Here is a 24,990-nt window from a genome sequence, read left to right on the forward strand (position 1 = left end):
GGATGCGCGCACCTTGAGCGCGCGCGATGACCCAAAACAGGGCGAACTCGAGAGCCACCGACCAGCGACTGCCGTCGAGATGTACCCGGGCCGACTTTGCCCCCTCATGAAGATCGTCCCGCCGCACCAAAGTGGCACTGTTGGGTGGCATTGATCGTCACTTCCTCCTCATTCCTTCAACAACCGCTCAGGAGTCCTTATGACAGGCAAAGAAATTGTTTCGAAGACGAGGCGCACAGCGCTGTTAGGAATGGGCGCCTTCGCATTGGGCGGGAGAGCCAGCCTGGCTGCCTCCGACGATCCAATTGTCTTGACCATGTATGGAGGAGCGTCGGAACGTGCCTTCCGTGCCGCCTTGCTTGAGCCGTTTGAAAAGGCCACGGGGATCAAGGTGATACCCAAGCTGGGCTCGCCGAGCGAGTGGCTGACCAGCGCCATCGTTAACAAGCGCAAGCCGGAGATCGACATTCTTTGGCTTGGATTTCCGGAATCCGTACGTGCTGTCGCCGAAGATGTCGTGCAGCCCCTGTCGGAGGAAAGAATCCCGAACATGAAGAGTGTTCGTCCCCGTCTGAAAGACCTCTACGACGGAAAAGGCGTGGGTCACGAGTTTGTCAGTTTCGGCATCGCTTACCGAACTGATCTCGTCAAGGCGCCGCCCAAGTCCTGGGCGGATCTGTTCTCACCAAGCTTCGCCAATCAAATTGCCCTGCCTGACATCGTCTCGCCCGGTGGATGGGAATTGTTGATGATGGGCGCCAAACTGAACGGCGGCAGCGAAAGCAACCTCGACCCCGGACTCGCCGCAGTGGAGAAGATTCGGGGCGGGGTGAAGCGCTTCTACAAGAATCAGACCGAAGCCGCCAATCTCCTGGACACGGGGGAGGCACCTATCGTCGGCGTGATTTCCGATTTTCGCGCGTATGCCATGCAGGACGCCGGCAAGCCGATAGGCTTCGTACGCCCTGCCGAGGGGGCGATCCCGTCCCTGGTCTCATTCCATATCGCAAAGAATACGGCCCACACAGAGAAGTGCGAGAAATTCATAGACTTCGCACTCTCTGTGCAAGGCCAGACCGCGTTTTGCAATGAGCTCGTTTGCGGCACGGCACGGCCGGACATCGCGCTCAAACCGACAGCTGCTCAGCGTGTCACGCCGTTTGAAAGTTTGATAATTTTTGACTGGCGCAAGGTTCTGCCGAACACGCGCAGGTACGTCGAGACGTGGAACCGTACCATCGCGCGCTGACAAAATGAACCGGCATTCCAGTGGCGCGCTTTACCTGCTCGCGCCCGCATTATTGATGGTGGTGGTCCTGCTCGGGCTGCCACTGCTGATGATTGCGGTCAACAGCTTCAATCACGCAACTTCGCCGGGCGAGCTCTCGCTGAATTTATCGATTGAGAACTACCTCGACATTTTTCGCGATGATTTCTATCCCCGCGTACTGGCGCGCACGCTGATGTCGTCTCTGGCGATCACGGCGCTGACGCTCGTGCTCGGATTTCTGCTGGCATTGAAATTGTGGAAATCCAGGCCACGCGCGCGCATGCTGCTCATGATGATCGTTGTCGCCCCGCTGCTTATCAGCGTGGTTGCGCGAACTTACGGCTGGTTGCTGGTCCTGGGTGAAAAGGGCGCGCTGAACGCGCTCCTTTTGAAGGTAGGCATGGTCGATCACCCTGTCAAATTCCTGTTCAACGAGGGTGCGGTGATATTCGGACTGACCCATCTGCTCGTCGCCTTCCCCGCCCTGTCCATACACGCTTCCCTGGACCGCGTGACCGACGAAATTCTGGAAGCTGCGCAGATGGCCGGAGCCAGCGCTTGGCGAATCTTTGCCGACATTCTGCTGCCGATGACGATTCCGGGCGTGGCCGTTGGCGCCACCTTCTCGTTCACGCTTGCGATGTCGGCCTTCGTTACGCCGGCATTGATGGGCGGCGAACGCAGCGCCCTGGCGCCGCTCATCTACCAGAAGTACATCGTTTCCTACGACTGGGGCTTCGGAGCCGGGCTGGCGATGATCTTCCTCATTGCAGCACTTGTCGGCACTGTCGCCATCACAGCTGCGCTCACGACCCCATACCGGAAGCGTCTGGCGGCCCTGCGCTTGAACACTTGAGATTCTCACTTGAGATGAATGCTTCCTTCCTTCGGATTTCCTTCAACGCCGTCGTCGTCATCTTGCTGGTGTGGATACTCTTGCCGCTGGTGGCGATCGTGGCGGTGTCCTTTGGATTTGACGCCGCGCTGAGTTCGACCCAAGCCCTGACTTTCAAATGGTACACAGCGGCTTGGGAGGTCGCTTCATTCCGCTCGGGCATCTTGACCAGTGCCTTAGTGGCGTGCTGTGCGACCCTTGTCGCAACTGTCGTCGGCGTATCTGCAGCCATCGGATTGAACCGCTGGACTTCAAGCTGGAAAAGCACGGTCGATATGGTCCTGCTTTTACCTGTCCTTGTGCCCGGTCTTGTGACCGGCATCGGCCTTCTGGAAGCGACCGCGCTTGCCGGTTTCGACCTTGGCCACGGCCGGCTGATTGCTGGGCATGCATTGGTCATCATGCCCTATGTCATCCGCACCACCTACTCATGCCTGATGACGCAAGGCAATACGCTTGAAGAAGCCGCGCGCACGCTGGGGGCGAAAGAGCTGCGCATCCTGCTGGAAGTGACGCTGCCCCTTGCGCGTCCCGGCATCATCGCGGGCATGGTATTCGCCTTCATTATTTCGCTCGACGAAGTTCCCGTTTCCTTATTCCTCGCGGACGCCCGGTCCAATACCTTGCCGCTGGCCGTTCTGTCATATCTCCAATACAACTTTGACCCGGCGATATCGGCGATATCGGCGGCACAAGTCATCTTGACCGTCGCTGCCGCGCTGCTTCTCGAGCGGATGTTCGGACTTAAAAACCTGTACGGAGCAGAGCATGGCCGCGCTTGAGTTGATGAAGGTCGGAAAAATCTACGATGGTTATCCGGTGGTTGACGGCATTTCCATCACGGTACCTTCCGGTGAGATCCTTTCCTTGCTGGGCCCCAGTGGCTGCGGAAAAAGCACGACGCTGCGCATGGTTGCCGGACTGGCGAGCGCGGATGAGGGAAAAATCTTGATCGGTGGCCATGACGTGACCAACAAGGCGGCGGCCGAGCGGGAGATCGGCATGGTGTTCCAATCGCTCGCCTTGTTTCCACACATGACCGTTGCAGAAAACGTCGGATTCGGCTTGAAATGCAAGAGTTTGAGTCCGCGCGATCGAACCCCAAAAGTCAACGCTGCACTCGAACGCGTGCGCTTGGGCGGCTTTGAAGAACGCATGCCCGGTCAGTTATCTGGCGGGCAGCGCCAACGCGTTGCTTTGGCCCGCGCCATTGTCACCGACCCGAAACTGTTGCTGCTGGATGAGCCCTTCAGTGCGCTGGACCGCAAGTTGCGCGATGAGATGCAACAGGAAGTGCGCGATGTCATTCGGTCTGTTGGCATCACCGCCCTGTTCGTCACGCACGATCAGGAGGAAGCCATTCGATTGAGTGATCGGATTGCGGTCATGCAAGGCGGAAAAATCATCCAGATCGGATCGCCACGCGACATCTACGAGCGGCCGAAAACACAGTTCGTGGCGGAATTCGTGGGGTCGCCCAACCTTCTGCCCGTCAAGCTGGGTACGAACTTGACGACCTTGGACGGTATCGCCCTCGAGCCTTGCGACGCCGAAGTCCATCAAACGCGCGCAGCAGGCCGATATCTGCTCAACGTGCGCCCGGAACGCGTGCGCCTGCATGACGAAGCACCCGCCAACGGGCAACCAGTCACCGCGACGATCAGCTCATGGGTTTATGAGGGCGGATTCACGACCTATCGCGTGGCACTCGCGGGCAGCCCAGGTGTCACGTGGACGGTGCGCGAGGCGACCAGTGAGGCGGCTGAGCCCAGGGTAAAGGGGCAGCCTGTGTTTCTTTCTTGGAACAAGCGGGATGCGCACATGATCGCGGATCAACAGGCGGCCTAACGCAGGCTGCATTACGCGGGCCGACAACGTTACATCAATTTCCCGGAGAGTGAACATGCGGGTTGTCGTGATGGGCGCAGGCGCCATCGGATTGCTATACGGCGGGTGGCTGCAGAAGGCCGGCGCCGATGTTTGCTTCATCGCGCGCGGAGCGCGTTTGGAGGCCCTGCGGCGCGGGGCCTATCGTCGCCACGGGCCGCCTTCGGTTTGGATTGGACAAGATCGAGGTCGTCGAGGATCCGGCACACGCCAAGCCTGCGGATGTCGTGCTGCTTGCGGTCAAACTCTACGACGTCGAAGCAAGCGCCAAGGTGGCGCTTGCGGCGTTGAAGCCCAACGGTGCCCTGGTCGCAATCCAGAATGGCATCAACGTCTATCGAACGCTCAAGCCCTTGTTGCCAGCCCGGCGCGTTGCGATCGGGTCTGTCTATTCCGTGACCAAGCTGCTGTCCGCCACCGAAGTGACTTACGGCGGAGCGGAGCGCGCCATCCTGGGCAACCCGGAATGCGCACTCCCGCCGGTCGTCGAAGAGATGGTCGAACATTGGAAGGCAGTTGGCGTCGAAGCAAGGATCGCAGCCGACATCAATGAAGTTCTCTGGACGAAATTTGTGGGTTTGGCGACGGGCGCCGCCATGAATTGTCTTTCCAGATTGCCTGCGGGCGTGATTTATCACGACCCCGATCTGGTAGAGATCGTGCAGCAGTCGATTGCAGAGGTGATCAGACGTGGGCAGCGCTGTGGGGATCAAACTTCCAGCAGGCACCGCAGAGAACACCCTCGCGTTCCTGAAGTCCTTCCCACCGGATGCCGTGGCATCGATGCGAATTGACCTCGACGCAGGCAAGAGACTGGAACTGGACGGCATAAGCGGCGAGTTGGTCCGTCTTGGCAAGGAACATGGCGTTCCGACGCCGATTCACAAACTTGCCTACGCGGTGCTCAAACCATTTCGGGATGGAAGGCCCACATTGAACAGGACCTGATCTCGGTCCGCGCCGACTCAGCATGTCTGCCCTATGCCCTGGGCGATCAGGCCATGCTGTCGTTACAATGCTGTTTTGTCGATAAAAATAAATTCCGCCTGAACTTTGCCCAGTGCCCGACGGACACCCGCGTTGCATTGACAGCCAGGCAAATTCCGCAGCCCTGATGGAGACCAGAGCGATGAACGACAGCTTAGTGGACGTCGCCGAGCAACGCTTGCGGCACGACATCGTCAACAGCGTGTTTGAGGCGGGAGCAAAGCTGCGCGTTGAAGAGTTGAGCCGGCGTTACACGATGGGCGCGACCCCGGTGCGCGAGGCGCTGTCGCGGCTAAAGACCGAAGGGTTGGTCGAGCTTTCCAACAACCGCGGCTTCCGTGTCCCGCCGCTCACGTTGGAAGACTTGATCGACATTGCAGTCAGTCGCGGAATCGTCGAGAGCGAAGCTGCCATGGATGCGATGCTGCACAAGGACGAAGAGTGGGAGATCAATCTCATTTCCGCGATGGAGCGCCTGCGTCGCAGGGCAACCGCCGACTTGGCAATACCGGAAAATCACGCTGCGCTCTTTGATGCCCATCATCAGTTCCACGCGGCGATGGTTGCAGGCAGCCAATTGAAGCGCCTGCTGGTCGTGCAGGCATGGCTGGAACAACAGCAGAGCCGATACTTCCGCCGCCTTCCGGCTGCAGCACCGGGCTGGAGCGCCCAATTCGTTGCGAGCCACGAAGACCTCCTGGCACTTGCGCTGGGCGAGCGTGATCGTGCGGATCTGTTTGCAAGCGCGTTGCGAAAGCATGCGCTGCTGTCGACCAAAACGCTTGGGAATGGCGATGTGTTTGGTGTTCGGGAGTAGACCACTTCGTTTCGGGGTCGGTGTGCTGCTGGCCACCGCTCCAGTAGCTGCGCTTGTACTTGCTCGCAGGATTGATGACGCCGGCGATGTGGCCGCTGGCGCCGAGCACGATTGCGACGCGCAGCCGGACCAACTGCGTCGTCGCGTAGGCCGAGCGCCACGGCACGATATGGTCTTCCTTGGTCGCCAGCACGAAGCTCGGCACGTCGATGCGCCCGAGGTCCACCGGCGTGCCGCACACCGTCAGCTTGTTCGGCACGCGCAGATTGTTCTCGAGGTACATGTTGCGCAGGTACCAGGAGTACATAGGACCAGGCAGGTTGGTGGCGTCGGCGTTCCAGTACAAAAGGTCGAAGGCCTCGGGCTGTTTGCCCTTCAAATAGTTGTCGATGACGTTGGGCCAGATCAGGTCGTTGGCGCGCAGTGTCTGGAAGACGAAGCCGAGCTCGGCGCCGGGGTAGATGCCACCCTTGCCGATGGCTTGCTCGCGCTGCCGAACCCCCTGCTCGTCGATGAACACGCCCAGGTCGCCGGGCTCACGGAAGTCGAGCAGTGTCGTCAGCAGGGTCAAGCTGGCCACGGACACGTCGCCGCGAGCGCGCAGTACGGCCAGCGCAGACGACAGGATCGTGCCGCCGACGCACCAGCCGACGGCGTTGACCTTGTCTGCACCGCTGACTTGATGCGTCACAGCGATCGCCTTCATGGCGCCGCGCTCGATGTAGTCGTCCCAGGTGAGGTGGCCCCAGCTGGCATCGGTGTTGCGCCAGGACACCAGGAAAACGGTCTGCCCCTGCTCGGCGGCATAGCGCACGAACGAGTTCTCGGGCTGCAGGTCGAGGATGTAGAACTTGTTGATACAAGGCGGCACGATCAGCAGCGGGCGTGCCGCCACCTGCTTGGTCAGCGGGGCGTACTGGATCAACTGGAACAAGTCGTTCTCGAAGACCACCGACCCTTCGGAGACGGCGACGTTGCGGCCGACTTCAAAGGAGTTCTCGTCGGTGATCGTCAGGCGTCCGTTGCGCAGATCGGCCAGCAGGTTGGCGAGTCCGGCGCGCAGGCTCTCGCCAAGGGTCTCGATGGCCAGCTTGAGCACGTCGGGGTTGGTGGCCGTGAAGTTCGCCGGACTCATGGCGTCGATGAGCTGGTTGGCGTAGAAGCGCAGCTTGCACTTGGCCGCATCATCGAGGCCGGAGGTCTCGACGACATCGTGGATCAGCCGAGAGTTGAGGAGGTAGCTCTGCTTGATCAGGCTGTACACCGGCTTCTCGCGCCAGTCGCTGCCGTGAAAGCGCCGGTCGCCACGATCGGGCGCAACGAGCGGCTCGGCAAGTGCGCCGGCGCCGCTCATCATCTGCGACCACAGCATGACCTGCTGCTGGAAGTGGTTCAGTTGCAGCCCGACCAGCCGTGCAAGGTTGCTCTCGCTGGGCGAGCCCCAGGCCTGCTGGGCTGATGGCAGCAGGCTTTGCCCGAGCTTCAGGAAGCCCTGCACGAACTCATCCGGCATGTTGAACGGCAAGGTCACGTTTCGCTCCTCTTGCGAATGTCTCGGCGCTCGCGCAGGTCTATGAGGGGTGATCTCGGTTTTCATGCACTTTGTGGCGCCCCGGTCCGCCCTGAATCGCTCCCTGATCTCCTTTGCTTCGTCGGGCAGCAGGCTGAAGAACCGGGCGACATCGAACTCGGACAGGGTCCGAGGAAGCCGGTCGGCGCCGACGAAACGCAGGTGGTAGCTGGACACGGGGGTCTCTTGCGGTTCTGGCTCCGGGCCAGGGTAGCCAGCGACGAAGCACCGGAATTCTGCGCTTCCCGGCAGGGCTGCGGAACCGGGGCGCCACAAAGTGCATGAAAACCGAGATCACCCCGGACAGGCTCCCGCCATGGCCAACGCTCGCCTGCCACTCTGGTAGCCCCGCTGCCAGGTACGTTCCCGGGATTCGCATCGCCCTCGCTGCTTCGACGCTCCTGGAGATCAAAGCCCAATTGCCGCACCGTCCGTGGAGGGAACCGAGCGATCATCAGCGTATGCTCCATGCGGCAAGAGCGAAAAGTCCCAGTATCTCGTGCCTTGCCGGTCTAAGCCGCATGCGCGGCACTGCGAGCCATTGCGAAGCGATCGCGCCCCGCCGCCTTGGCGTTGTAGAGCGCGGCGTCGGCTTGCGCCAGCAACTCTGCCGCCGTAAGCGGGCCCTCGCCAGGGCGGCTGAAGGCAACCCCGATGCTGCTTGTGACCTCCAGCAGCTGGCCGTCGACCTGGAACGCCGGCTCGCGAATCCCCTCGACGATCTTGCCTGCTATCAGCGCCGCAGCATCCTCCGAGTTGATGTCCTCGAGCACGATCACGAATTCGTCGCCCGCCAGGCGCGCCACCATGTCCGAGCTTCGCACGCTCTCATGCAGGCGTCTTGCAAATTCCCCTAGCACCTCGTCGCCGCTCGCGTGCCCGAGCGTGTCGTTGATGGACTTGAAGCGGTCCACGTCGAGGAACATCAGGGCGAGCGCGCTGCCGGTACGCTTGGCGCGCGCGATCGCGTTGGACAGGTATTCGTTGAAAGCAAGCCGGTTCGGAAGGCCGGTGAGCGTGTCCACGCGGGCAAGCTCGATCAGCTTGCGCTCCACCTGTTTGAGCGCCGTGATGTCGAGGCTGAGCGAGAAGATGCCGTGGGTTTTCCCGTCTGCGCCGATGTCCGGCACGTAGATGACGTGCGTGATGCGATCGAAATCCCCGCGCTTGGTCTCGGCCTCGAACTCGACCCGCTCGCCCGCCAAGGCCCGCTCGATCGTTGCCTTGCGGACGAGATAGAGATCGGGGCCGGCGATGTCTTGGATGTGCTTGCCCACCAGGGTGGAGGGTTCCACACCGAGCCATTCCCGGTAGGTGCCATTGGCGAAGGTGATCTTCTGGTCGCGGTCGATGTAGGTGATCAGCGCCGGCATGTTGTCCGTGATCGTGCGCAGGCGCGTCTCGCTTTCAATCACCCGCAGTTCCGCCTCCTTCAGTGCCGTGATGTTGAAGGTCATCAGGTAGAAGCCCAACACCCTTCCCTCCAGATCCTTGTCCGGGATCAGGTTCACCTGGAAGTAGCGGTCCTTGCCGTGCAGCGGGGCATGCACCGGGAAACGCACGGGCTTGCCAGCGAGAACGCTGGGGAGGTGTGGCTCGTGTTGCGCGTACACCGCATCGCCCACGGAAGAACGCAGGGTCACGCCGCCGGGCGTCCCGTCGCCAAGACCCGCCATCTGCCGCGCCCGGCTGTTGCCGTAGAGGCAATTCTCCCCGCGATCGAAGTACCCGACCAGCGCAGGGATGCTGTCGGTGATGTCTCGCAGCCGCTTCTCCTGCACACCTAGCGCCTTCTGGGCGTTGACTTCATCCGTGATGTCGAAGGTCATCGCGAAGATGCCCTGGACCGTCCCCCCCGTGTCCCGGTCGGGGATGAAGTGCGTTTTGTGGGTCCGATCGCCGAGGCCGCGTGCCGGGTCCCCGTTCTTTTCGAAGACGACCGTCTCCCCCGCGAGTGCGCGGCGGTAGTGAGGCTCGACGACGGCAAATTCCTCCGCGCCCCGCACCTCGGCCACCGATCTTCCGATCAGCCCTTCGTTGCCGTGCAGTGCCCTGATCTGCGCGTTGACGAAGGTGTAGTGCAGGGAAGCGTCCGCATGCGAGACCAGCGCCGGAATGTTGTCCGTGATGGTGCGCAGCCGTGCCTCGCCGGCGCGCTGCTGCTGCATCAGCTGGTCGAAGGTGCGGGCCAGATCGCCGATCTCGTCATGGGCATAGGTGGGCGGCGCACGCGAGGCCGACACGTGATCGTCTTGCGCCACGCGCATGTGCAGGTGCAGTTCGGCCAGGGGCCTGAGCTGCTGCCGCACGAACGCCAGTCCGAGTGCCCCTGCGAGCAGGGAGAGGGTGAGCGCGCCGGCCCATGCGACCCGCGCGACGGCTTCGATCGGCGCGAAGGCTTCGCTGCGCGGATACATGGCGCCGACGATCCAGGGGGTCTGCTGGATGCGCTTGAACGAATAGAGACCCCGCAGGCCTGCCCGGTTGGACCCTTCGGCCGTGCCCTCGAAGCCGGCGAGCGCCTGGTCGGTCTCGCTGTCCTCGCCGCCATCGGCGTTGAACTGCGTCAGGATGAGCGACTTGCGAGGATGGTCGATCACGATGCCGTCGGTGGTGATGATGAAAAGGTAGCCGGCGGCGCCGAACTTGATGTCTGCAAGCTCGCCCAGGAAGTTGCGCTCTCCCAGGTTGATTGCGCCGGATATCACGAACTGCAATTGCCCGGCGCGGTCGAGCACCGGCTGCGTGATTGCAACCTGGGCTTGGCCGTTGAGGCGGTTGCTGTACGGCTGCGAAATCCTGCCCGCCTTGGATGCGACGGTTTCCTTGAAGTACGTCCGATCCGCGATGCTCACCTGTCCCATATGAGGCGAGGCGTTGAGGCTTGCGACCAGCCGGCCGTCGGTATCGAAGAACGCGACATTGGCGAAGGCTTCCCGCAGCGCTGCGTGCTCTCCGAGAAAGGCCTGCAAGGCCTCGGGATCGGCGAAGGCATGCGACCGCGTGCTATCGGCGAGGGTCTTCAGCAGCGTTCGGCGGCTGACGAACTTCTGGTCCACCGCGTCGGCGATCGCAGTGACGCGGGCGAACTGCTCGTTCGCAATCGACGACTGCCTGCTGAACTTGACCAGGTGCAATGCGACCGTGGCAACCGCCAGCGTGGCTGCGAGTACCACCGCAGCGACGCCGAGGCTGAGGCGCGTGTTCAGGCTGATGCGCATGTTCTTACACAGGGAGGTTTCATGGTGATGCGCGCGTTGCGGCACGGCGGCCAGCACTCCATCGCGTCCCGCGCGAGACCTTCCTCGATCTGCGCGGCTTGCAGGGGCTCCTGCGACCACAAAGGCCATGACACCCAGGCATGAGTCCCGTCGAGTGCCCTACGATGGTTCCGGATCCATACGCAAAGTAGCATCAAGGTCCGAGCTCCTGCACTCCGGCGCTCCTGGTTGACCGGCTTCGGCCGCCCCAGCGGCCGAAGCTGCTCCTGTTGCAAATCGGCCCGCGGCGGTCTGAGCTCATCCCACCATCTCGAGGTCGAGCTGGGCTTCGAATTCCGGCAGCGGCACCGGCTTGCTGAACAGATAGCCCTGGAATAGCGTGCAGCGATGCTTCTCGAGAAAGCCGAGCTGCTGTCGCGTTTCAACGCCTTCTGCCACGACCTCCAGCTCTAGGTTGCGCGCCATGCCGATGATGGTCTGGATGATCGATTCGACCTTGGGATCGATGCCGATGTTCTGGACGAAGGACTTGTCGATCTTGATCTGGTTCAGCGGGAGCTGCGTCATGTAGGAAAGTGACGAATAGCCCGTGCCGAAATCGTCCAGCGAGAAGCGGATGCCCATCGCAGCGAGCGACTTCATCTTCTCGATGGTGTCCGTCACGTTGTCGTGTACGAGGCTTTCGGTCAGTTCGAGCTTGAGTCGTGTCGGGTCGGCGCCCGTTCGGCTGAGCACCTCCCGGACCTGCTGCACGAAATCGCTTTCCCGAAACTGCCGCGCACTGACGTTGACGGCCAGCCCCAAGTCTCGCCGACCGGGATGATGACTCCAGCGTTCCAGCTGCTCGCATGCTGCCTCCAGGACCCACAAACCCAAGGGCACGATCAACCCGGTCTCTTCGGCCAGGTCGATGAAATTGAAGGGCGGCACCATGCCTCGCGTCGGGTGCTGCCAGCGCAGCAGGACCTCCGCGCTCACGATCTGACCGCTCGAGGTCACCTGGGACTGGTAGTGCAGCAGGAACTGATCACCCGCGAGCGCGGAGCGCAACTCGCGTTCGAGCGTCGCGCGAGCCGTGATCGTGGCCTGCATCGGCGCCTCGAAGAAGCGCATGGCGTTTCCGCCGGCAGTCTTGGCGTAGTACATGGCAATGTCGGCCTGCTTCAGCAGTGCTTCGAGCGACTGCTGCTGGCCATCGAAGAGCGTGACCCCCATGCTGCAGGTGCCGTGGTACTGGTGGGCGCCAAGGAGATAGGGTTGGCTGAGTTCGGCGAGCATCGCCTCGCCGACGCCCGCGGTCTGCCGCAACGCCACGTCCGGGTCCTCGCCGAGGCTTTGCAGCATCATCACGAACTCGTCGCCGCCGAGCCGGGCAAGCGTGTCGCCATTGCGCGTATTGGCGTTGAGTCGCGTCGCCACATGCTTGAGCAGGACGTTGCCCGTCTCGTGGCCATGGGCGTCGTTGACCAGCTTGAAGTTGTCCAGATCCAGGAACAGCAGGGCGCCGTGCCGGCCATGTCGTGCATTGGCGTCGATGGCCCCCCCCAGCCGATTCAGCAAGAGCCGACGATTGGGCAGGCCCGTGAGAACGTCATAGAACGCCAGGTGCTCGATCTCCCGGGCTGCCAGCTTGGTATCGGTGATGTTGCGCAGGATGACGATGAAGCGCGGTTCCTCCTCCTCGTCAAGGTACTTGCGCGACACCGAAATCTCGAACCATGTCGCTCCCTGCGCGGCGGGACGCTCGAACTGGCGGCCTCGAGAAAAGCCCACCGTGTGGGCTTCGTGAAGCGCTGCCATCACCTCCGCCGCGCCCTGGGCGGGCAGGAACTCGCTCAGCAGCCTGCCGACGGGGTCCTGGGCGTCGACGACGGAGGGCGCGGCGCGCGGCGCATGGAACAGATGGCAACGCCCATCCAGCCCGGCTTCCAGCAGCAGGTCTGGCAACGCATCCAGCGTCGCCTGCAACTGCGCCTTGCTTTCCACGATGGCGGCGGTATGCCGCCTTTTCTCGGTGACGTCGCGATACACGCACACGAGCCCGCCGTCGGGTGTGCGGCTTCTGATGCAGACGATGATCTGGCCGCCGGGCAGGATGATCTCCTCTTCGCCCTGCGCCCCGCTGGCCAGAGCCGACTCCGCGCCGCCCTCTGCGTGGCGCTGGCTCTCGGGACCCCCACGGCCCAGGCGCGCGGCCGTCTGGTCGATGACGCACTGAAATGGCAGGCCCGAAGCGATCGTCGCCTCGGCCCAGGGAAAGATTTTCAGGAAGCGCCGGTTCCAGGTCACGATGTGATCCTGCGCATCGAGCAGCACGAAGCCATCCACCATGGACTCCAGCGCCTGGTCCAATGTTGATTTCGAGCGCACAAGCTGAGCGCTGGAGCGCCACAGGCGCCGCAGTTGGAGGTGGGCGAAGCAGCTGACCAGCAGGATCATCAGCGCAAAGCTCAGCGCCGTTCCAAGGATGAACGAGCGCTGCGCGCGCCAGTCTTCCAGCACAAAACTGAGGGGGATGCTCGCGACGATCAGCAGGTTTCGGTGCAGCGTGGGACGTGCAACAACAATGGCCTGCTCGCCGCTGAGGCGCGCGGCCATTCGCATGGCGCGTCCGTCGCTGGTCTGCTCGCTCAGTGCCGGCAAGATGGCGCGACCCGAGCGATCGTCGTGCGCAGGCACGCTGGCCAGCAACGGCCCGGCATTGCGCTCCAGCGTGACCTGCAGCCCCTTGATGTCAGCACCCTGCGTAAGGATCGTAGTCAGTAGGGAAGTCGGCACTTCGGCCACGGCCACGATCCTGCTCCCGTCGGACAGCCGCATGCTGCGGGCAAAGTAAAGCACCTGCTGCGAGCTGGACTGACTGATCGTCGGCGTGCTGATGTCCAGCGTCGAGACTGACTGTGCCGCAACGCGCTCCAGGAACTCAGGGGGCACTTGCATCGTCAGCTTGTCTCGCCGTCGATCGGATGACGACAGCACGGCGCCGTCCGGCCGCAGAAGAGCAATGTGCCGCACCAGCAGGTTCTGGCGCACGACCGCATCCAGCAGCTGCAAGGCGTCGGGTCTCAGCGCGTTCGTTGCCACTGTAGCTGCAGTGGACGACTGCAGAAACTGTCCCTGGGCGGCGAGGAGCATGTCGATGCTGAGCAGGCCGCGATTGAGCGCGGCTTCCGATCCGCTCACGAATCGCATCGCCAGGCGCTCGCTGTCGGAGATCGCCTTCTTGCGCATTTCCCATGTCATGATGGTGGCGCTCGAAAGGATCCCGAGGAGAAACAGCGTCGCCACACCGTAGATGAATGCGGTGGTGCGGCGAGGCAGGCGCCTGTTCACTGTGCCGGCGCCTTGATTCCCGTCGCCGGTCCGACGGTCTGGGTCCATACCTGCGCGCAGAGGGAGCCACAGCGCTGCAGCCACTTGGCCAATACCTTCGTCGCGAAGATCTCCCGCCCGCGCTGTTGATCTTCTGCGGAGGGGCGCGCCTCGACCATCGCGCCTCTCCTGTCGGGTGCGCATGCGGCGGCACCGGTGTTGCACGCCACGCCCTCACTGGTCTCGCGCGCTGACTCGGTCCAGACAGCGGCCTCGAGCTTCGGAAGCTCGCGTCGCAACAGCGTTTTCAGTTCCGTCGGCAGCGCATTCCAGGCATCCTTGTTCGCGCCGAAAATTGCAAGCCCCCAGTTGATGGGCATCGTGTAGATAGAGCTCGTGACGCGATGCAGCCCCAGGGTGTTGCCCGACATCGCGCCGGTGATCGCGCAGTCCGTGTTGCCCGAGTTCATGTTGGACATTAGCTCTGAGAACTCGGTGAAGACCGGCGTGCCGTTCAGCGCCCGGACGAAATCGGCCTGCGCGGCACCCGAGACGCGGATGCGCCGGCCCGCTAGGTCGGTCAAATGCTTCATCTGCTGCTTGCAGAAGATGACCTGCGCCGGATAGACGTAGATCGCGAGCAGCTCCACGTCGTGACGTTCGCGCAAGGTGCTCTCCAGATACGGTCGGAATGCACTGACGACACGCCGCAGCGATGGCATGTCCGCATTCAGGCCCGCCAGGTCCGGTGCCCCCAGCTCGGCATGGTCGTTGGAGATCTGGCTCAGCAGCGCCGTGCCGAACGGAACCACCCCCAGCTTCATGAGGTGGAGCATTTCCGGTCCGGGAACACCGGCCTGGTTGAACGGAACGATGCTTGCGCTGTACTTGCCGCCGCTCAGGCGGGCCAGCTCCTGGTTCCAGAAGGGCTCCTCGTGCAGCGTGTATTGACTCACGCTGGCGAGTCCGCCGACGACGCGAAGCCGCTGTGCAGGTGCAGCTTGCGCGGCAGCGCTCGCGGGCGCGAGGCTCAGCACCAGCGCGCCCAAGTAAACCAAAAGCGTGCATCGTCGGTGGAGCGTGTAGTTGCGTAAGGCCATGGCGAAATGATGGTGCAATTCGAGCACCTGCGACCAGCCTTTCTTGCAGGGCCCGCGTGCATTTTTTTGCAGAGGCCGTATTGCAACTGCCTGCGGCAAGCTCGCATTGGCTCTGTCTCGGCGTCGGGACTGACAACAGGTATAGCGTTTCGCCTACGATCTTCTTTTTGAGGCGCATGGGTCGTGTCCCGCCCACCGGGCGCGCTTGATGATCCATGATTCACGAGAAAGTTCTAACGCGCGTCGGACCTTCAAGTCGATGATTGCGCTGTCGGTCAGCTTCTTGATATCGGAGCGTCGGCTCACTATGTGCGCGCCTAATCGGCGGTATTGGCATGGTGATGACACAGGTCGTCGCCGTGGAGTCGCGCGGCCGCATCAGTCATCTGGTCTCGGCCTTTGGCATGATGGGCAGATTGAGGGCCTTGAAGCGCCTGAGCGCATTCGCACACTAATGCAACGCAAGGTTGGCGTTCAGTCGTTCGTGGCGACATTCAACATATGGGACTTCCCATGTCCGTTGTCGTGCCCACCCAGCCCGCACTGGCGATGGTGTTCGGCATTTGCCGGACGCCGACAAGACCTGCCAGTGCCGCGTCGTCATGGTGACGGTCCGCTGGCCATTCTCACGCGGCCGTTTTTGTCCTGAGTCGGCGGATTCAACGTAACAAGGCTTGCTGAGCTATTGCCTGTAGGCCCCAAATAGTAATGTCGCATTTGGCCCAATTAGAAATGTCGCATCGTTGCCCGGTCCAGCTCCTGGATCCGAGGCACAGCGATGGCAACTCCGGCGGCCACCATCACGATGAACATGCGCGTGCCAGCGTGATCGCGGAACTGGGGCTCGCGCAGCCGCACGCGCGGAGCGTCACTTCGCGCGTGCGGCTGCCAATCCTTCGAGATGCGTGAGCAGCAGCTTCGCCGCCGGCGACGGGACGGATCGTTCGTCGGATCGGCGACGACACTTTTCAGACTGCTGACGGAACTCTGTGGCTGAAGGCGATTTAGGCAATGCACTTTCGCCGGAGACGTCGACCTGGTCCTCTGCCCAGCGCAGAGGTCGAGCCTTCCGTCCGAGCCGTGACGATAGGCACGAACATGTAGGCAATATAGACGATCATGATGTGCGCGCCCTAACGCACCGCCAGCGCCGATGCCCTGATATCCATGCGGTACCGGAAAATGCGCGCGTCGATCAGTTCTCCGTACTTCTGCACTGGTATTTCCAGTTGGGCCACGATTGGCTCGGCAGCCGCCTCGCTGGTGCATTCCAGGAGCACGTAGGAGTCTTCTCCGCCGAGATAGCTCGAATCCGCCGTTACGGGCCTGGAGAGCTCGGCATCGGCTTCGACGAAGTGGATCGAAGCCGTGCCCGGATGATCGAGCACGTCCAGAACGCTCGCAAGCAGCGGCATCATGGCCGGATCGCCCGACGGGCGCAGTCGCATGAGTGCGACTGCGACGCCGCGCGCGACCCCTACGCTGTGTACCAAGCGTCCGACCACGCGCGTCGGCGCGATAAATCGGAAAATATGGTGGTTGGACCAGACGGTCTGATTCGCCAAGGCAACCCGATAAGGCGCGCCGTCCAGCACATCGAAATCGGTGGTGTTGTAGACCTGCAGATACCGGGTAGGGGCGCCAGTAGATACATACCTGCGCGCCTCGAGAAAACCAGGGATCGCCACTCGCTCGGCCAAGTGCTCGCGGTCGAACCATTCGTTGAAGTCGGCTTCCTCGTCCGGAGCCACTTCCATCGACGAGATCAGGATGCCCTTGCCAGAAAAAACCATGTCAGCTCTCTTTCGGTTGATGTCGATCGGCAGCGGATCAGTCGATCCGAATGTTCGATTCGGTGATCACCTTCTCCCACTTGAGCCGGTCCCGCTTGGCCGTCTCGGCCAGTTTCCGGGGCGAGCCGCCTTCGAGCTCCATGCCCATCTCGATCAGACGCTTCTTGACGTCTGCATCCTGCAAGATCTCGTTCACATTTCTGTTCAGCAGTGTGATGACGGGGTCGGGCGTCTTCGCGGGTGCAAGCAGGGCGAACCAGTGCAGCAGTTCGAAGTTGGCGAAGCCCTTGGTTTCGGAGACCGCGGGCAGCCCGGGATAGGCGCTCGAGCGCTTCGCCGTGGTGATGGCGAGTGCCTTCATCTTGCCCGCCTTGGCCATCGGCATCGACTCCGGACCGATGGCCATCATCACCGACACCTGACCTGACATCAGGTCCTGGAGCGCGGGCGCGCCACCCTTGTAGGGCACATGTGTCATGTCGAGAGTCGCCACCCGCTTGTACAGCTCCATGCCCAGGTGGCTGGGGTTGCCAGCGCCGCTGGACGCATAGTTGATCGGTGTCGGAGAAGACCGCGCGAACGCCGTGAGTTCCTCGAACGAATTGACCGGCAGCGAAGGGTGGACCATGACGACGCTGGGCAGGGTCACGACCATCGTGATCGGCGCGAAGTCCTTTTCGGGGTCGTAGGCGAGCCGTCCCTTGTAGAGGGTGGGATTGACCGACAGCCCGGCGGTGGAGGCCAGCAGGATCGTGTAACCGTCCGGGCTTGCCTTGGCAACGAAGCTGGCCGCGATCTGTTCGGTGGCGCCCGGCTTGTTCTCGATGACCACCGGCTGCTTGAGCCGCAGCGAAAGCTGCTGCCCGATAAGCCGCGACACCGTGTCGGATGCGCCGCCGGGCGGGTAGGGAACCACGATGCGGATGGGCTTGTCCGGGTAATCGGCCGCTGAAGCGAAGCCGGTCATCGCGAGCGAGAGGGCACACAGCGCATGTTTCAAGGCAGTCTTCATTTGCATCCAATCAAGTGGGTCACTGGGGCGTGATGTTTGCGGCCTTCACCAGGCGCGCGTAGGTGTCCGCGTCATTTCGGATGAATTCCCGGAAGGCTTCGGGCGAGTCGCCGACCGGAATGAGAGAGGTCTCCTCCAGCTGCCGGCGCAGCTCGCCGCGCAGCGCGACCTTGATCGCTGCGTTGATCGTGTCGATCACGGCACGGGGCGTGCCGGCCGGTGCGGCGATGCCGGTCCAGGTGACGACCTCGAAACCGGGCAAGCCCGCTTCCTTCATCGTGGGGACGTCCGGAAGCAGCGGCGAACGCTGGCCGCTGGTAATGGCCAGCGCACGCAGCTTGCCGCTCCTCGCGTAAGGCAGGGCAGTGGGCGAGGTATCGAACAGCATGTCGATCTGCTCGCCCATGAGATCCACGAGAGCTGGGGCGCCACCCTTGTATGGAACATGCAGGAGCGTGACGCCCGCCTGCTGCATGAAGATCTCCGTGGAGAAATGCTGGGCGGAGCCGATGCTGGCGCTACCGAAGGTCAGCTTCCCCGGACGCGCCTTCGCCATCGCGATCAGTTCCTTGACGCTGCGCGCCGGCGACTGCGTGCCCACGACCAGAATGTTGGGCTGGTCGACAATCCGCATGATGGGCGCGAAGGCCTGCAAGGGATCGAAGGGCGGATTGGCATACAGGAACTGGTTGGTGGCGAAGATGCCGGCGCTGCCGACCAGGAGCGTGTAGCCGTCGGGCGCGGCCTTGGCGACGAAGGCGGCACCGACGTTGCCGGAGGCGCCCGGCTTGTTGTCGACCACGAAGGGCTGCTTCAGGGCGTCCTGCAGGCTTTTGCCAACCAGGCGCGCGACCAGGTCGACGCTGCCGCCCGGTGGGAACGGGACGACCAGGCGCACTGGCTTCCGCGGATAGTCCTGCGCGCCCGCGCACGGCACGACGAACGCCAGCAGGACGGCGAGCAGCCTGCTACGCACGGCAAGGCTCCTGCGACAGAGCGCGATCAGGATCAGGATGTAGAGCGGCGGCAACTTCGGACGCAACGTTCAGTAGCGCGTGATCGTCGCCCGCCCGTGCGACCAGTTGCAGTCCAATGGGTCGTTGATCGCCGTCCTGTCCGGCCGGCAGCGCGATGCCGCACAGCGCTAGCAGGTTGATCGGGCGGGTGAAGTGGACCGGCGCGAGATTGTGATCGACGTCTTCGATGCGTGGCGCGGTCATGGCCGTGACGGGCATGGCGACGGCGGACAGACCCAGTCGGTCCATCTCAGCGGCGAAGGCCCGCTGCCAGCTCGCCGCGGTGGCCCTGGCCTCGAGGTACTGCACGGCCGTGGTCGCCCGGGCGGCGATAAGCCGCGGCCGTACGGACGGATCCATCGGCAAGCCCGGGTCATCCAGGAACCGATGGTTCACCCAGGCGCCCTCGGCGATCATGATGGCGTTGGTGACCTCCTTGAACGCCGCCAGCGGCGCTGGAAAACGCATCGGCACCAGGCTGAAGCCCGCCTGCTCGAGCCTTTTCAGGCTCTGCGCGTGGCAACGCGCGATGGGCGGTGCGAGTGGCGCGAGTTCGTCCGCTTCCAGGACACCGATCCGGCGGCGAGTTTCCGGGGTCGCTATGGGGGCGCCGACGAGCGCCTCGAAGCACAGCCGGGCATCCTGCACCGACGACGCAAGCAGGCCCAGGCTGTCCAGGCTCTCGCTGAGCGGGTAGACGCCCGTGCGCGGCAGCGCATCGATGGTCGGCTTGAAGCCTACGATGCCGCAGAAGGCCGCTGGCACGCGAACCGAACCGCCGGTGTCGGAGCCGATTGCCCACGGTACCAGGTGGGCCGCCACGGCCACCGCCGATCCGCTGCTGGAGCCGCCTGCCACCAGAGTGTCCGTGCCGCGACTGGCTGGGTTGCGTGGCGTGTCCATGTGCGCATTGGTGCCCCAGGCGCCCAGTGCGAACTGCACCAGATGGGTCTTGCCGACGATCACCCCGCCGGCGTCGACGATGCGTTGGACAATGCCTGCATCCTGCTGCGCGATGTTGGTCGACAGCAGCGGGGAGCCTGCAGTGGTCGGCTTGCCTTGCATGTTCACCAGGTCCTTCAGCGCTACCGGGATGCCGTGTAGTGAGCCCCGATCACGGCCGGCGCGAAGCTCCTGGTCGGCCTGTTCCGCGGCCGCCAGGGCCTCTTCCTCGTAAACGGCCAGGAAGCTCCTGAAGTCAACGTCATGCGCTGCAATGCGGCGAAGACACTCCTGCGTGAGGGCCACCGAACTCATCTGCCCTGTTTGCAAGGCACGTGACAGTTTCGCAATCGGCGCGAAGGCGGGCGGCTTATTCTGGTGGGAGCTCGTCACGCCGCCACCTCCTGAAGACCAAGTCGCGTGCCCAGCACTTGGGGATAGGACTCGCCGGCGCGCAGCCGTGCCAACGTTTGTTGCTCGGCCTGTTGAAGGCCAATGGCCTTGTCGGCCAAGACCCACGCCTCGTCGGGCGTCATCACCAGAACGCCGTTCTCGTCAGCCAGCACCGCGTCGCCGGGATGCACGCGCACGCCCCCGCATTCCACCGGGCGGCAGAAGTTGCCCGACTGCCCGACGGCACGCGTGGTGCGGGCGCTCAGGCCGCGGGCCCACACCGGCACGCCGAGCTCGCGCAGCTCTGCGATATCCGTGACGCAGCCATCCACGACCACGCCTGCGACACCGCGAAGACGCGCGGCCAGGACGCTGGCGCCCCCCATGCATGCAATCGTCTCGTCGCCCGCGCGGTCGACGAACAGGAAATCCCCGGGCCGCAGTTGTCCCAGCGCATGATGCAGGATCGATCCATCCGAGCCCTCGCAGCGCACGGTGATGGCGGTTCCGACGCTGCGTCTTACCGCCGTGATAGCTTTGACGCGGCCATGCAGGAAGCCGCGGTCGTGAAAGTGGCCGATGGTGGCCGGTTCGGCCTCCTTCAGAAGGGTCAGCAGCTGCGGCGCGCAAGGCGGCGGCAACTCCCCGAGTTCGATGCCAGTCATTTCGGATATCGTCGTTGTGAATGACGGCCATCGTAGGTAGACACACGCGGCGCAGATACTGATCAATTCTCACGATGGTTAATACAGGTTCTTTATCAACGCGGTTCACGCTGCACCAGCTGGAAGCTTTTGTGTGGACCGCGCGTCTCGGCACGGTGCATGCGGCGGCGCGCCACTTGCATCTCACCCAGCCCGCGATCTCGCACCGCATTCGCGACCTTGAGGAGGAACTGGGTATCCAGCTGTTCGAGCGCCAGAACCAGCGCCTGCTGGTGACGGAGTTGGGTCGCAATGTGCTCGTATATGCGGAGCGCGTGCTGGCGTCGGCGCAGGACATGGCGCGGCTCGATCTGCGGCGCACCATCACAGGCTTGATGCGCATGGGGGTGGATGAGTCCTGCGCAATCGTCGGGATGCCGCAGATCCTCAAGGACATCAAGGACAGCTATCCGGCGCTTCGCGTGGACCTGACAGTGGGCGCAGGCGCCCAACTTCTGCAAAAGATCAACAACCACGAACTGGACATTGCGCTGCACACGGGGCAAAGCAGCCAGCCCGACGTGACAAGCCAGTTCATCGGGCTGACCCAGCACCAGTGGGTGGCGGCCCACGACTTGATGATGTCGGAGGGTGACTTCCTGCCGGTCCACGCCCTGAATCACCGCATCGTCTGCAATGCGCCGCCGTCGACCTTGCATGAATCGGCATCGCGCTGGCTGGCCTCCGACGGCTATCCGTTCGAGGAGTACAGCAGTTGCAACTCGCTCTCGCTGATGGTGGCGCTAGTCGCCTCCGGCCATGCGATCGCCATGCTGCCCGCATCGATCACACGCCGACAGGTCGCCGAAAAATCCTTGCAGGTGTTGCGCGCCAAGCCGGCGGTGCCGAACGTGCCCTATTACTTCTCGTACTTGGCGCATCACCGCAGCGAGACAACGGCGCGTATTCTGGATATTGCTCTGCGCAACCTGCAAGAAGCAGGGTTCTTTCACGCCGACGAGTTGTCCCACGGCGGCGATCGCGCTTGACAGCCCACTGGGCGCTCCGACCAAGGGAAAGCCCAACGCGGGCATTGCGGCAGGACTTGACCCTATTCGATCGCCTTGCCCATGTCTTCGACCACCTTCTTGGCGTCGCCGAAGACCATCATGGTCTTATCCATGTAGAACAGCTCGTTGTCCAGACCGGCATAACCCGCAGCCATCGAACGCTTGTTCACGATCACCGTCTTGGCCTTGTAGGCCTCCAGGATCGGCATGCCGTAGATCGGCGTGCCCTTGGTGAGCGCCGCCGGGTTCACCACGTCGTTGGCGCCCAGGATGATCGCCACGTCGGCCTGCGCGAACTCGCCGTTGATGTCTTCCATCTCGAACACCTGGTCGTAGGGCACTTCGGCCTCGGCCAGCAGCACGTTCATGTGGCCCGGCATGCGTCCGGCCACCGGATGGATCGCGTACTTCACCGTCACGCCCTTGTGGGTGAGCTTCTCGGCCAGCTCGTTGACCGCATGCTGGGCCCGGGCCACCGCCAGGCCGTAGCCCGGCACGATGATCACGGTCTCGGCATTCGAGAGCATGTAGGCCGCGTCGTCGGCGCTGCCGCTCTTGACCGGGCGCTGCTCCTTGGCGCCGCCTGTCGCGGCTGCCGCCTCGCCGCCGAAGCCGCCCAGGATCACGTTGAAGAACGAGCGGTTCATCGCCTTGCACATGATGTAGCTCAGGATCGCACCCGAGGAACCCACCAGCGAGCCGGCGACGATCAGCATCGCGTTGTTGAGGCTGAAGCCGATGCCGGCCGCGGCCCAGCCCGAGTAGCTGTTGAGCATCGAGACCACCACCGGCATGTCGGCGCCGCCGATCGGGATGATGATCAGCACGCCCATCACGAAGGACAGCAGCACCATAAGGAAGAAGGCGGTCCAGCTCTCGGTGAAGACGAACACCAGGCCGAGCGCGATGGTCAAGAGGCCCAGTGCCAGGTTCAGCATGTGCTGGCCCTTGAACTGGACCGGTGCGCCCTGGAACAGGCGGAACTTGTACTTGCCCGAGAGCTTGCCGAAGGCGATGACCGAGCCGCTGAAGGTGATGGCGCCGATGGCCGCGCCGAGGAAGAGCTCGAGCCGGTTGCCCGCGGGAATGAGCTGGCCCTTCGGAACGATGCCGAAAGCCCAGGGCTCGACCACGGCCGCCACGGCGATGAAGACCGCGGCCATACCGATCATGCTGTGGAAGAAGGCGACCAGCTCGGGCATCTGCGTCATCTCGACGGTCTTGGCGCGGTAGGCGCCGTAGCCGCCGCCGGCCACCAGGCCCAAGAGCACCCAGGCCATGCCCATGGCCTTGCCGTCGGAGATCTGCACGATCAGCGCCGCGGTGGTCAGGATGGCGATGGCCATGCCGACCATGCCGAACAGGTTGCCGCGAATGGAGGTGGTGGGGTGGGACAGGCCCTTGAGCGATTGAATGAAGCAGACCGACGCGATCAGGTACAGCAGCGTGGCGACATTCATGCTCATGCTGCATTCCCCTTGTCGGCCGCGGGCGCCTTCTTGTCCTTCTTCTTGAACATCTCCAGCATTCGCCGCGTGACGAGGAAGCCGCCGAAGACGTTGACCGCGGCCAGCGCCACGGCCAGCACGCCCATGGTCTTGCCGAGGCCGCTCTCGGTAAGCGCCGCCGCCAGCATGGCGCCGACGATCACGATCGCCGAGATCGCATTGGTCACGGCCATCAGCGGCGTGTGCAGCGCCGGCGTGACGGTCCAGACCACGTGGTAGCCGACGTAGATGGCCAGCACGAAGATGATCAGGTTGATGACGGTGTGGGAAACGGGATCCATGGCTTCTCCAGATTGGCCGTTCGCCCCGAGCTTGTCGAAAGGCTTCGACAGGCTCAGCCCGAACGGGGATTGTTATTTCTTCGTGACTTGACCGTCTTTGCTCATCAGGCAGGCGGCCACGATGTCGTCTTCGAGGTCGATGTTGAGCGCGCCTTCCTTGCCGACGATGAGCTTCAGGAAGTCGAGCACGTTGCGCGCATAGAGCGAGGAGGCATCGGCGGCCACCAGCCCCGCGAGGTTGGTCTCGCCGACGATGGTCACGCCGTGCTTGATCACCGTCTTGTCGGCCTCGGACAGCGGGCAGTTGCCGCCCACGCCGTCAGGGCCCTTGCCGGCAGCGATGTCGACGATGACCGAGCCCGGCTTCATCGACTTGACCATGTCTTCGGTGATGAGCGTCGGCGCCGCGCGTCCCGGGATCAGCGCGGTGCTGATCACGATGTCGGCCGCGGCCACGCGCTTGGCCACCTCGATCTTCTGCCGATCGAGCCAGCTCTGGGGCATCGGCTTGGCGTAGCCGCCGACGCCGACGGCGGCCTCTTTTTCCTCGTCCGTGTCGTATGACACTTCGATGAACTTGGCACCCAGCGACTCGACCTGCTCCTTGACGCTTGGGCGCACGTCGCTCGCTTCGATGACGGCCCCGAGCCGCTTGGCGGTGGCGATGGCCTGCAGGCCGGCGACGCCGACGCCGAGGATCACGATGCGCGCCGCCTTCACGGTGCCGGCGGCCGTCATCAGCATCGGAAAGAAGCGCTGGTACTTGTCGGCCGCGATCATGACGGCCTTGTAGCCGGCGATGTTGGCCTGGCTGGAGAGCACGTCCATGCTCTGCGCCCGCGTGGTGCGCGGCGCGGCTTCGAGTGCGAAGCCGGTGAGGCCGGCCGTCGCAAGCCTTTGCAGCACAGCGCCATCGAAGGGGTTGAGCATGCCGATGACGACGGTGCCGGGTTTCATGAGCGCCGCCTCGGCATCGCTGGGCGCGCGCACCTTGAGCACGATGTCGGCGCCGAAGGCGCCGTTGCCGTCGGCGATCTCCGCACCGGCGGCCTGGTAGGCCGCATCGGTGATGCTGGCCACCACACCGGCGCCGGACTGGATGCGCACGGTGTGGCCCTGTGCAACGAGCTTCTTGGCCGTCTCCGCAGTGACGGCCACTCGGGTTTCGCCTGGCGCAGTTTCGGCCGGCACGCCTATCAGCATGGATGTCCCCCTCGGATTGTGTTCGGACACGGCGATGCACGGCACTTCACGGCCGTACGTCGCCTATCG

19 protein-coding genes and 2 pseudogenes are annotated in these 24,990 nt (G+C 63.3%); 9 read left to right on the forward strand and 12 right to left on the reverse strand.

Annotated elements, in window-relative coordinates:
• Positions 1-199 precede the first annotated feature (199 nt).
• The 8 genes and pseudogenes from ACSQ89_RS38400 (at position 200) to ACSQ89_RS38435 (ending at position 5,856) form a co-directional block, all read left to right on the forward strand.
• Positions 200-1,249: an ABC transporter substrate-binding protein gene (locus ACSQ89_RS38400; protein ID WP_436297391.1), complete on the forward strand. Its 1,050-nt coding sequence runs from the start codon at positions 200-202 to the stop codon at positions 1,247-1,249.
• Positions 1,250-1,253: 4 nt separating this feature from the next.
• A complete protein-coding gene (locus ACSQ89_RS38405) occupies positions 1,254-2,126 on the forward strand; it encodes an ABC transporter permease (protein WP_436297392.1) in 873 nt (290 codons plus the stop codon).
• A 14-nt stretch (positions 2,127-2,140) separates the two neighbouring features.
• On the forward strand, positions 2,141-2,947 hold the full coding sequence (locus ACSQ89_RS38410; protein ID WP_436297393.1) for an ABC transporter permease: 807 nt from the start codon (positions 2,141-2,143) through the stop codon (positions 2,945-2,947).
• Positions 2,934-4,013 (forward strand): ABC transporter ATP-binding protein, encoded by a 1,080-nt coding sequence (locus tag ACSQ89_RS38415; RefSeq protein ID WP_436297394.1) that lies wholly within the window; start codon positions 2,934-2,936, stop codon positions 4,011-4,013. Before ACSQ89_RS38410 ends, ACSQ89_RS38415 begins: the two co-directional genes overlap by 14 nt.
• Before the next feature lie 70 nt (positions 4,014-4,083).
• A pseudogene (locus ACSQ89_RS38420) lies at positions 4,084-4,197 on the forward strand (ketopantoate reductase family protein); the annotation flags it as partial.
• Positions 4,198-4,225: 28 nt separating this feature from the next.
• Complete coding sequence (locus tag ACSQ89_RS38425; protein ID WP_436297395.1) at positions 4,226-4,846, forward strand: ketopantoate reductase family protein; 621 nt, start codon at positions 4,226-4,228, stop codon at positions 4,844-4,846.
• The gene (locus tag ACSQ89_RS38430) at positions 4,755-5,000 is read left to right on the forward strand and encodes a ketopantoate reductase family protein (RefSeq protein WP_436297396.1); all 246 of its coding nucleotides are present in this window, start codon (positions 4,755-4,757) and stop codon (positions 4,998-5,000) included. Before ACSQ89_RS38425 ends, ACSQ89_RS38430 begins: the two co-directional genes overlap by 92 nt.
• A gap of 181 nt (positions 5,001-5,181) precedes the next feature.
• Complete coding sequence (locus ACSQ89_RS38435) at positions 5,182-5,856, forward strand: GntR family transcriptional regulator (RefSeq protein WP_436297397.1); 675 nt, start codon at positions 5,182-5,184, stop codon at positions 5,854-5,856.
• Here ACSQ89_RS38435 and ACSQ89_RS38440 read toward each other — a convergent pair.
• The 9 genes and pseudogenes from ACSQ89_RS38440 to ACSQ89_RS38480 all read right to left on the reverse strand — a co-directional run.
• Positions 5,840-7,387 (reverse strand): annotated as a pseudogene (locus ACSQ89_RS38440) (PHA/PHB synthase family protein); the annotation flags it as partial. The gene ACSQ89_RS38435 and the pseudogene ACSQ89_RS38440 sit on opposite strands and share 17 nt — an antisense overlap.
• Positions 7,388-7,938: 551 nt before the next feature.
• Entirely contained in the window at positions 7,939-10,647 is a 2,709-nt protein-coding gene (locus ACSQ89_RS38445; RefSeq protein ID WP_436297398.1) for a diguanylate cyclase domain-containing protein, read from the reverse strand.
• Between the two features lie 297 nt (positions 10,648-10,944).
• Positions 10,945-14,064 carry a bifunctional diguanylate cyclase/phosphodiesterase gene (locus tag ACSQ89_RS38450; protein ID WP_436297399.1) on the reverse strand — a complete coding sequence of 1,040 codons (3,120 nt, stop codon included), beginning with the start codon at positions 14,062-14,064 and terminating at the stop codon, positions 10,945-10,947.
• Entirely contained in the window at positions 13,977-15,086 is a 1,110-nt protein-coding gene (locus ACSQ89_RS38455; protein ID WP_436297400.1) for a TRAP transporter substrate-binding protein, read from the reverse strand. Before ACSQ89_RS38455 ends, ACSQ89_RS38450 begins: the two co-directional genes overlap by 88 nt.
• 1,106 nt (positions 15,087-16,192) lie before the next feature.
• A complete protein-coding gene (locus ACSQ89_RS38460; RefSeq protein ID WP_436297401.1) occupies positions 16,193-16,852 on the reverse strand; it encodes a hypothetical protein in 660 nt (219 codons plus the stop codon).
• A 37-nt stretch (positions 16,853-16,889) separates the two neighbouring features.
• Entirely contained in the window at positions 16,890-17,864 is a 975-nt protein-coding gene (locus ACSQ89_RS38465) for a Bug family tripartite tricarboxylate transporter substrate binding protein (protein ID WP_436297402.1), read from the reverse strand.
• A gap of 19 nt (positions 17,865-17,883) precedes the next feature.
• On the reverse strand, positions 17,884-18,840 hold the full coding sequence (locus ACSQ89_RS38470) for a Bug family tripartite tricarboxylate transporter substrate binding protein (protein ID WP_436297403.1): 957 nt from the start codon (positions 18,838-18,840) through the stop codon (positions 17,884-17,886).
• A complete protein-coding gene (locus ACSQ89_RS38475; protein ID WP_436297404.1) occupies positions 18,833-20,215 on the reverse strand; it encodes an amidase in 1,383 nt (460 codons plus the stop codon). Before ACSQ89_RS38475 ends, ACSQ89_RS38470 begins: the two co-directional genes overlap by 8 nt.
• A complete protein-coding gene (locus tag ACSQ89_RS38480) occupies positions 20,212-20,880 on the reverse strand; it encodes an RraA family protein (protein WP_436297405.1) in 669 nt (222 codons plus the stop codon). The genes ACSQ89_RS38475 and ACSQ89_RS38480 overlap by 4 nt, the downstream gene beginning before the upstream one ends.
• Before the next feature lie 74 nt (positions 20,881-20,954).
• On the opposite strand from ACSQ89_RS38480, the gene ACSQ89_RS38485 reads away from it, so the two are divergent.
• A complete protein-coding gene (locus ACSQ89_RS38485; RefSeq protein ID WP_436297406.1) occupies positions 20,955-21,908 on the forward strand; it encodes a LysR family transcriptional regulator in 954 nt (317 codons plus the stop codon).
• 62 nt (positions 21,909-21,970) lie between these two features.
• On the opposite strand, the gene ACSQ89_RS38490 is transcribed toward ACSQ89_RS38485, so the two are convergent.
• The 3 genes from ACSQ89_RS38490 to ACSQ89_RS38500 all read right to left on the reverse strand — a co-directional run bounded on the left by ACSQ89_RS38490 (position 21,971) and on the right by ACSQ89_RS38500 (position 24,921).
• Positions 21,971-23,395 carry an NAD(P)(+) transhydrogenase (Re/Si-specific) subunit beta gene (locus tag ACSQ89_RS38490; protein ID WP_436297407.1) on the reverse strand — a complete coding sequence of 475 codons (1,425 nt, stop codon included), beginning with the start codon at positions 23,393-23,395 and terminating at the stop codon, positions 21,971-21,973.
• Positions 23,392-23,718, reverse strand: a complete 327-nt coding sequence (locus ACSQ89_RS38495) for an NAD(P) transhydrogenase subunit alpha (RefSeq protein WP_286664638.1) — start codon at positions 23,716-23,718, stop codon at positions 23,392-23,394. Before ACSQ89_RS38495 ends, ACSQ89_RS38490 begins: the two co-directional genes overlap by 4 nt.
• Before the next feature lie 72 nt (positions 23,719-23,790).
• Positions 23,791-24,921 carry a Re/Si-specific NAD(P)(+) transhydrogenase subunit alpha gene (locus tag ACSQ89_RS38500; RefSeq protein ID WP_436297408.1) on the reverse strand — a complete coding sequence of 377 codons (1,131 nt, stop codon included), beginning with the start codon at positions 24,919-24,921 and terminating at the stop codon, positions 23,791-23,793.
• Positions 24,922-24,990: the final 69 nt, after the last annotated feature.

The sequence above is a fragment of the Variovorax sp. LjRoot175 genome, from assembly GCF_964253805.1.
Lineage (GTDB): Bacteria > Pseudomonadota > Gammaproteobacteria > Burkholderiales > Burkholderiaceae_C > Variovorax.

Bases quoted from the DNA above. Each gene is read 5' to 3' on its own strand.
- ACSQ89_RS38500 (WP_436297408.1), bottom strand. From the start codon at position 24,921: ATGCTGATAGGCGTGCCGGCCGAAACTGCGCCAGGCGAAACCCGAGTG.
- ACSQ89_RS38405 (WP_436297392.1), top strand. From the start codon at position 1,254: ATGAACCGGCATTCCAGTGGCGCGCTTTACCTGCTCGCGCCCGCATTA.
- ACSQ89_RS38465 (WP_436297402.1), bottom strand. From the start codon at position 17,864: ATGAAGACTGCCTTGAAACATGCGCTGTGTGCCCTCTCGCTCGCGATG.
- ACSQ89_RS38480 (WP_436297405.1), bottom strand. From the start codon at position 20,880: ATGACTGGCATCGAACTCGGGGAGTTGCCGCCGCCTTGCGCGCCGCAG.
- ACSQ89_RS38415 (WP_436297394.1), top strand. From the start codon at position 2,934: ATGGCCGCGCTTGAGTTGATGAAGGTCGGAAAAATCTACGATGGTTAT.
- ACSQ89_RS38490 (WP_436297407.1), bottom strand. From the start codon at position 23,395: ATGAGCATGAATGTCGCCACGCTGCTGTACCTGATCGCGTCGGTCTGC.
- ACSQ89_RS38410 (WP_436297393.1), top strand. From the start codon at position 2,141: ATGAATGCTTCCTTCCTTCGGATTTCCTTCAACGCCGTCGTCGTCATC.
- ACSQ89_RS38485 (WP_436297406.1), top strand. From the start codon at position 20,955: ATGGTTAATACAGGTTCTTTATCAACGCGGTTCACGCTGCACCAGCTG.
- ACSQ89_RS38445 (WP_436297398.1), bottom strand. From the start codon at position 10,647: ATGCGCATCAGCCTGAACACGCGCCTCAGCCTCGGCGTCGCTGCGGTG.
- ACSQ89_RS38495 (WP_286664638.1), bottom strand. From the start codon at position 23,718: ATGGATCCCGTTTCCCACACCGTCATCAACCTGATCATCTTCGTGCTG.
- ACSQ89_RS38460 (WP_436297401.1), bottom strand. From the start codon at position 16,852: ATGGTTTTTTCTGGCAAGGGCATCCTGATCTCGTCGATGGAAGTGGCT.
- ACSQ89_RS38400 (WP_436297391.1), top strand. From the start codon at position 200: ATGACAGGCAAAGAAATTGTTTCGAAGACGAGGCGCACAGCGCTGTTA.
- ACSQ89_RS38435 (WP_436297397.1), top strand. From the start codon at position 5,182: ATGAACGACAGCTTAGTGGACGTCGCCGAGCAACGCTTGCGGCACGAC.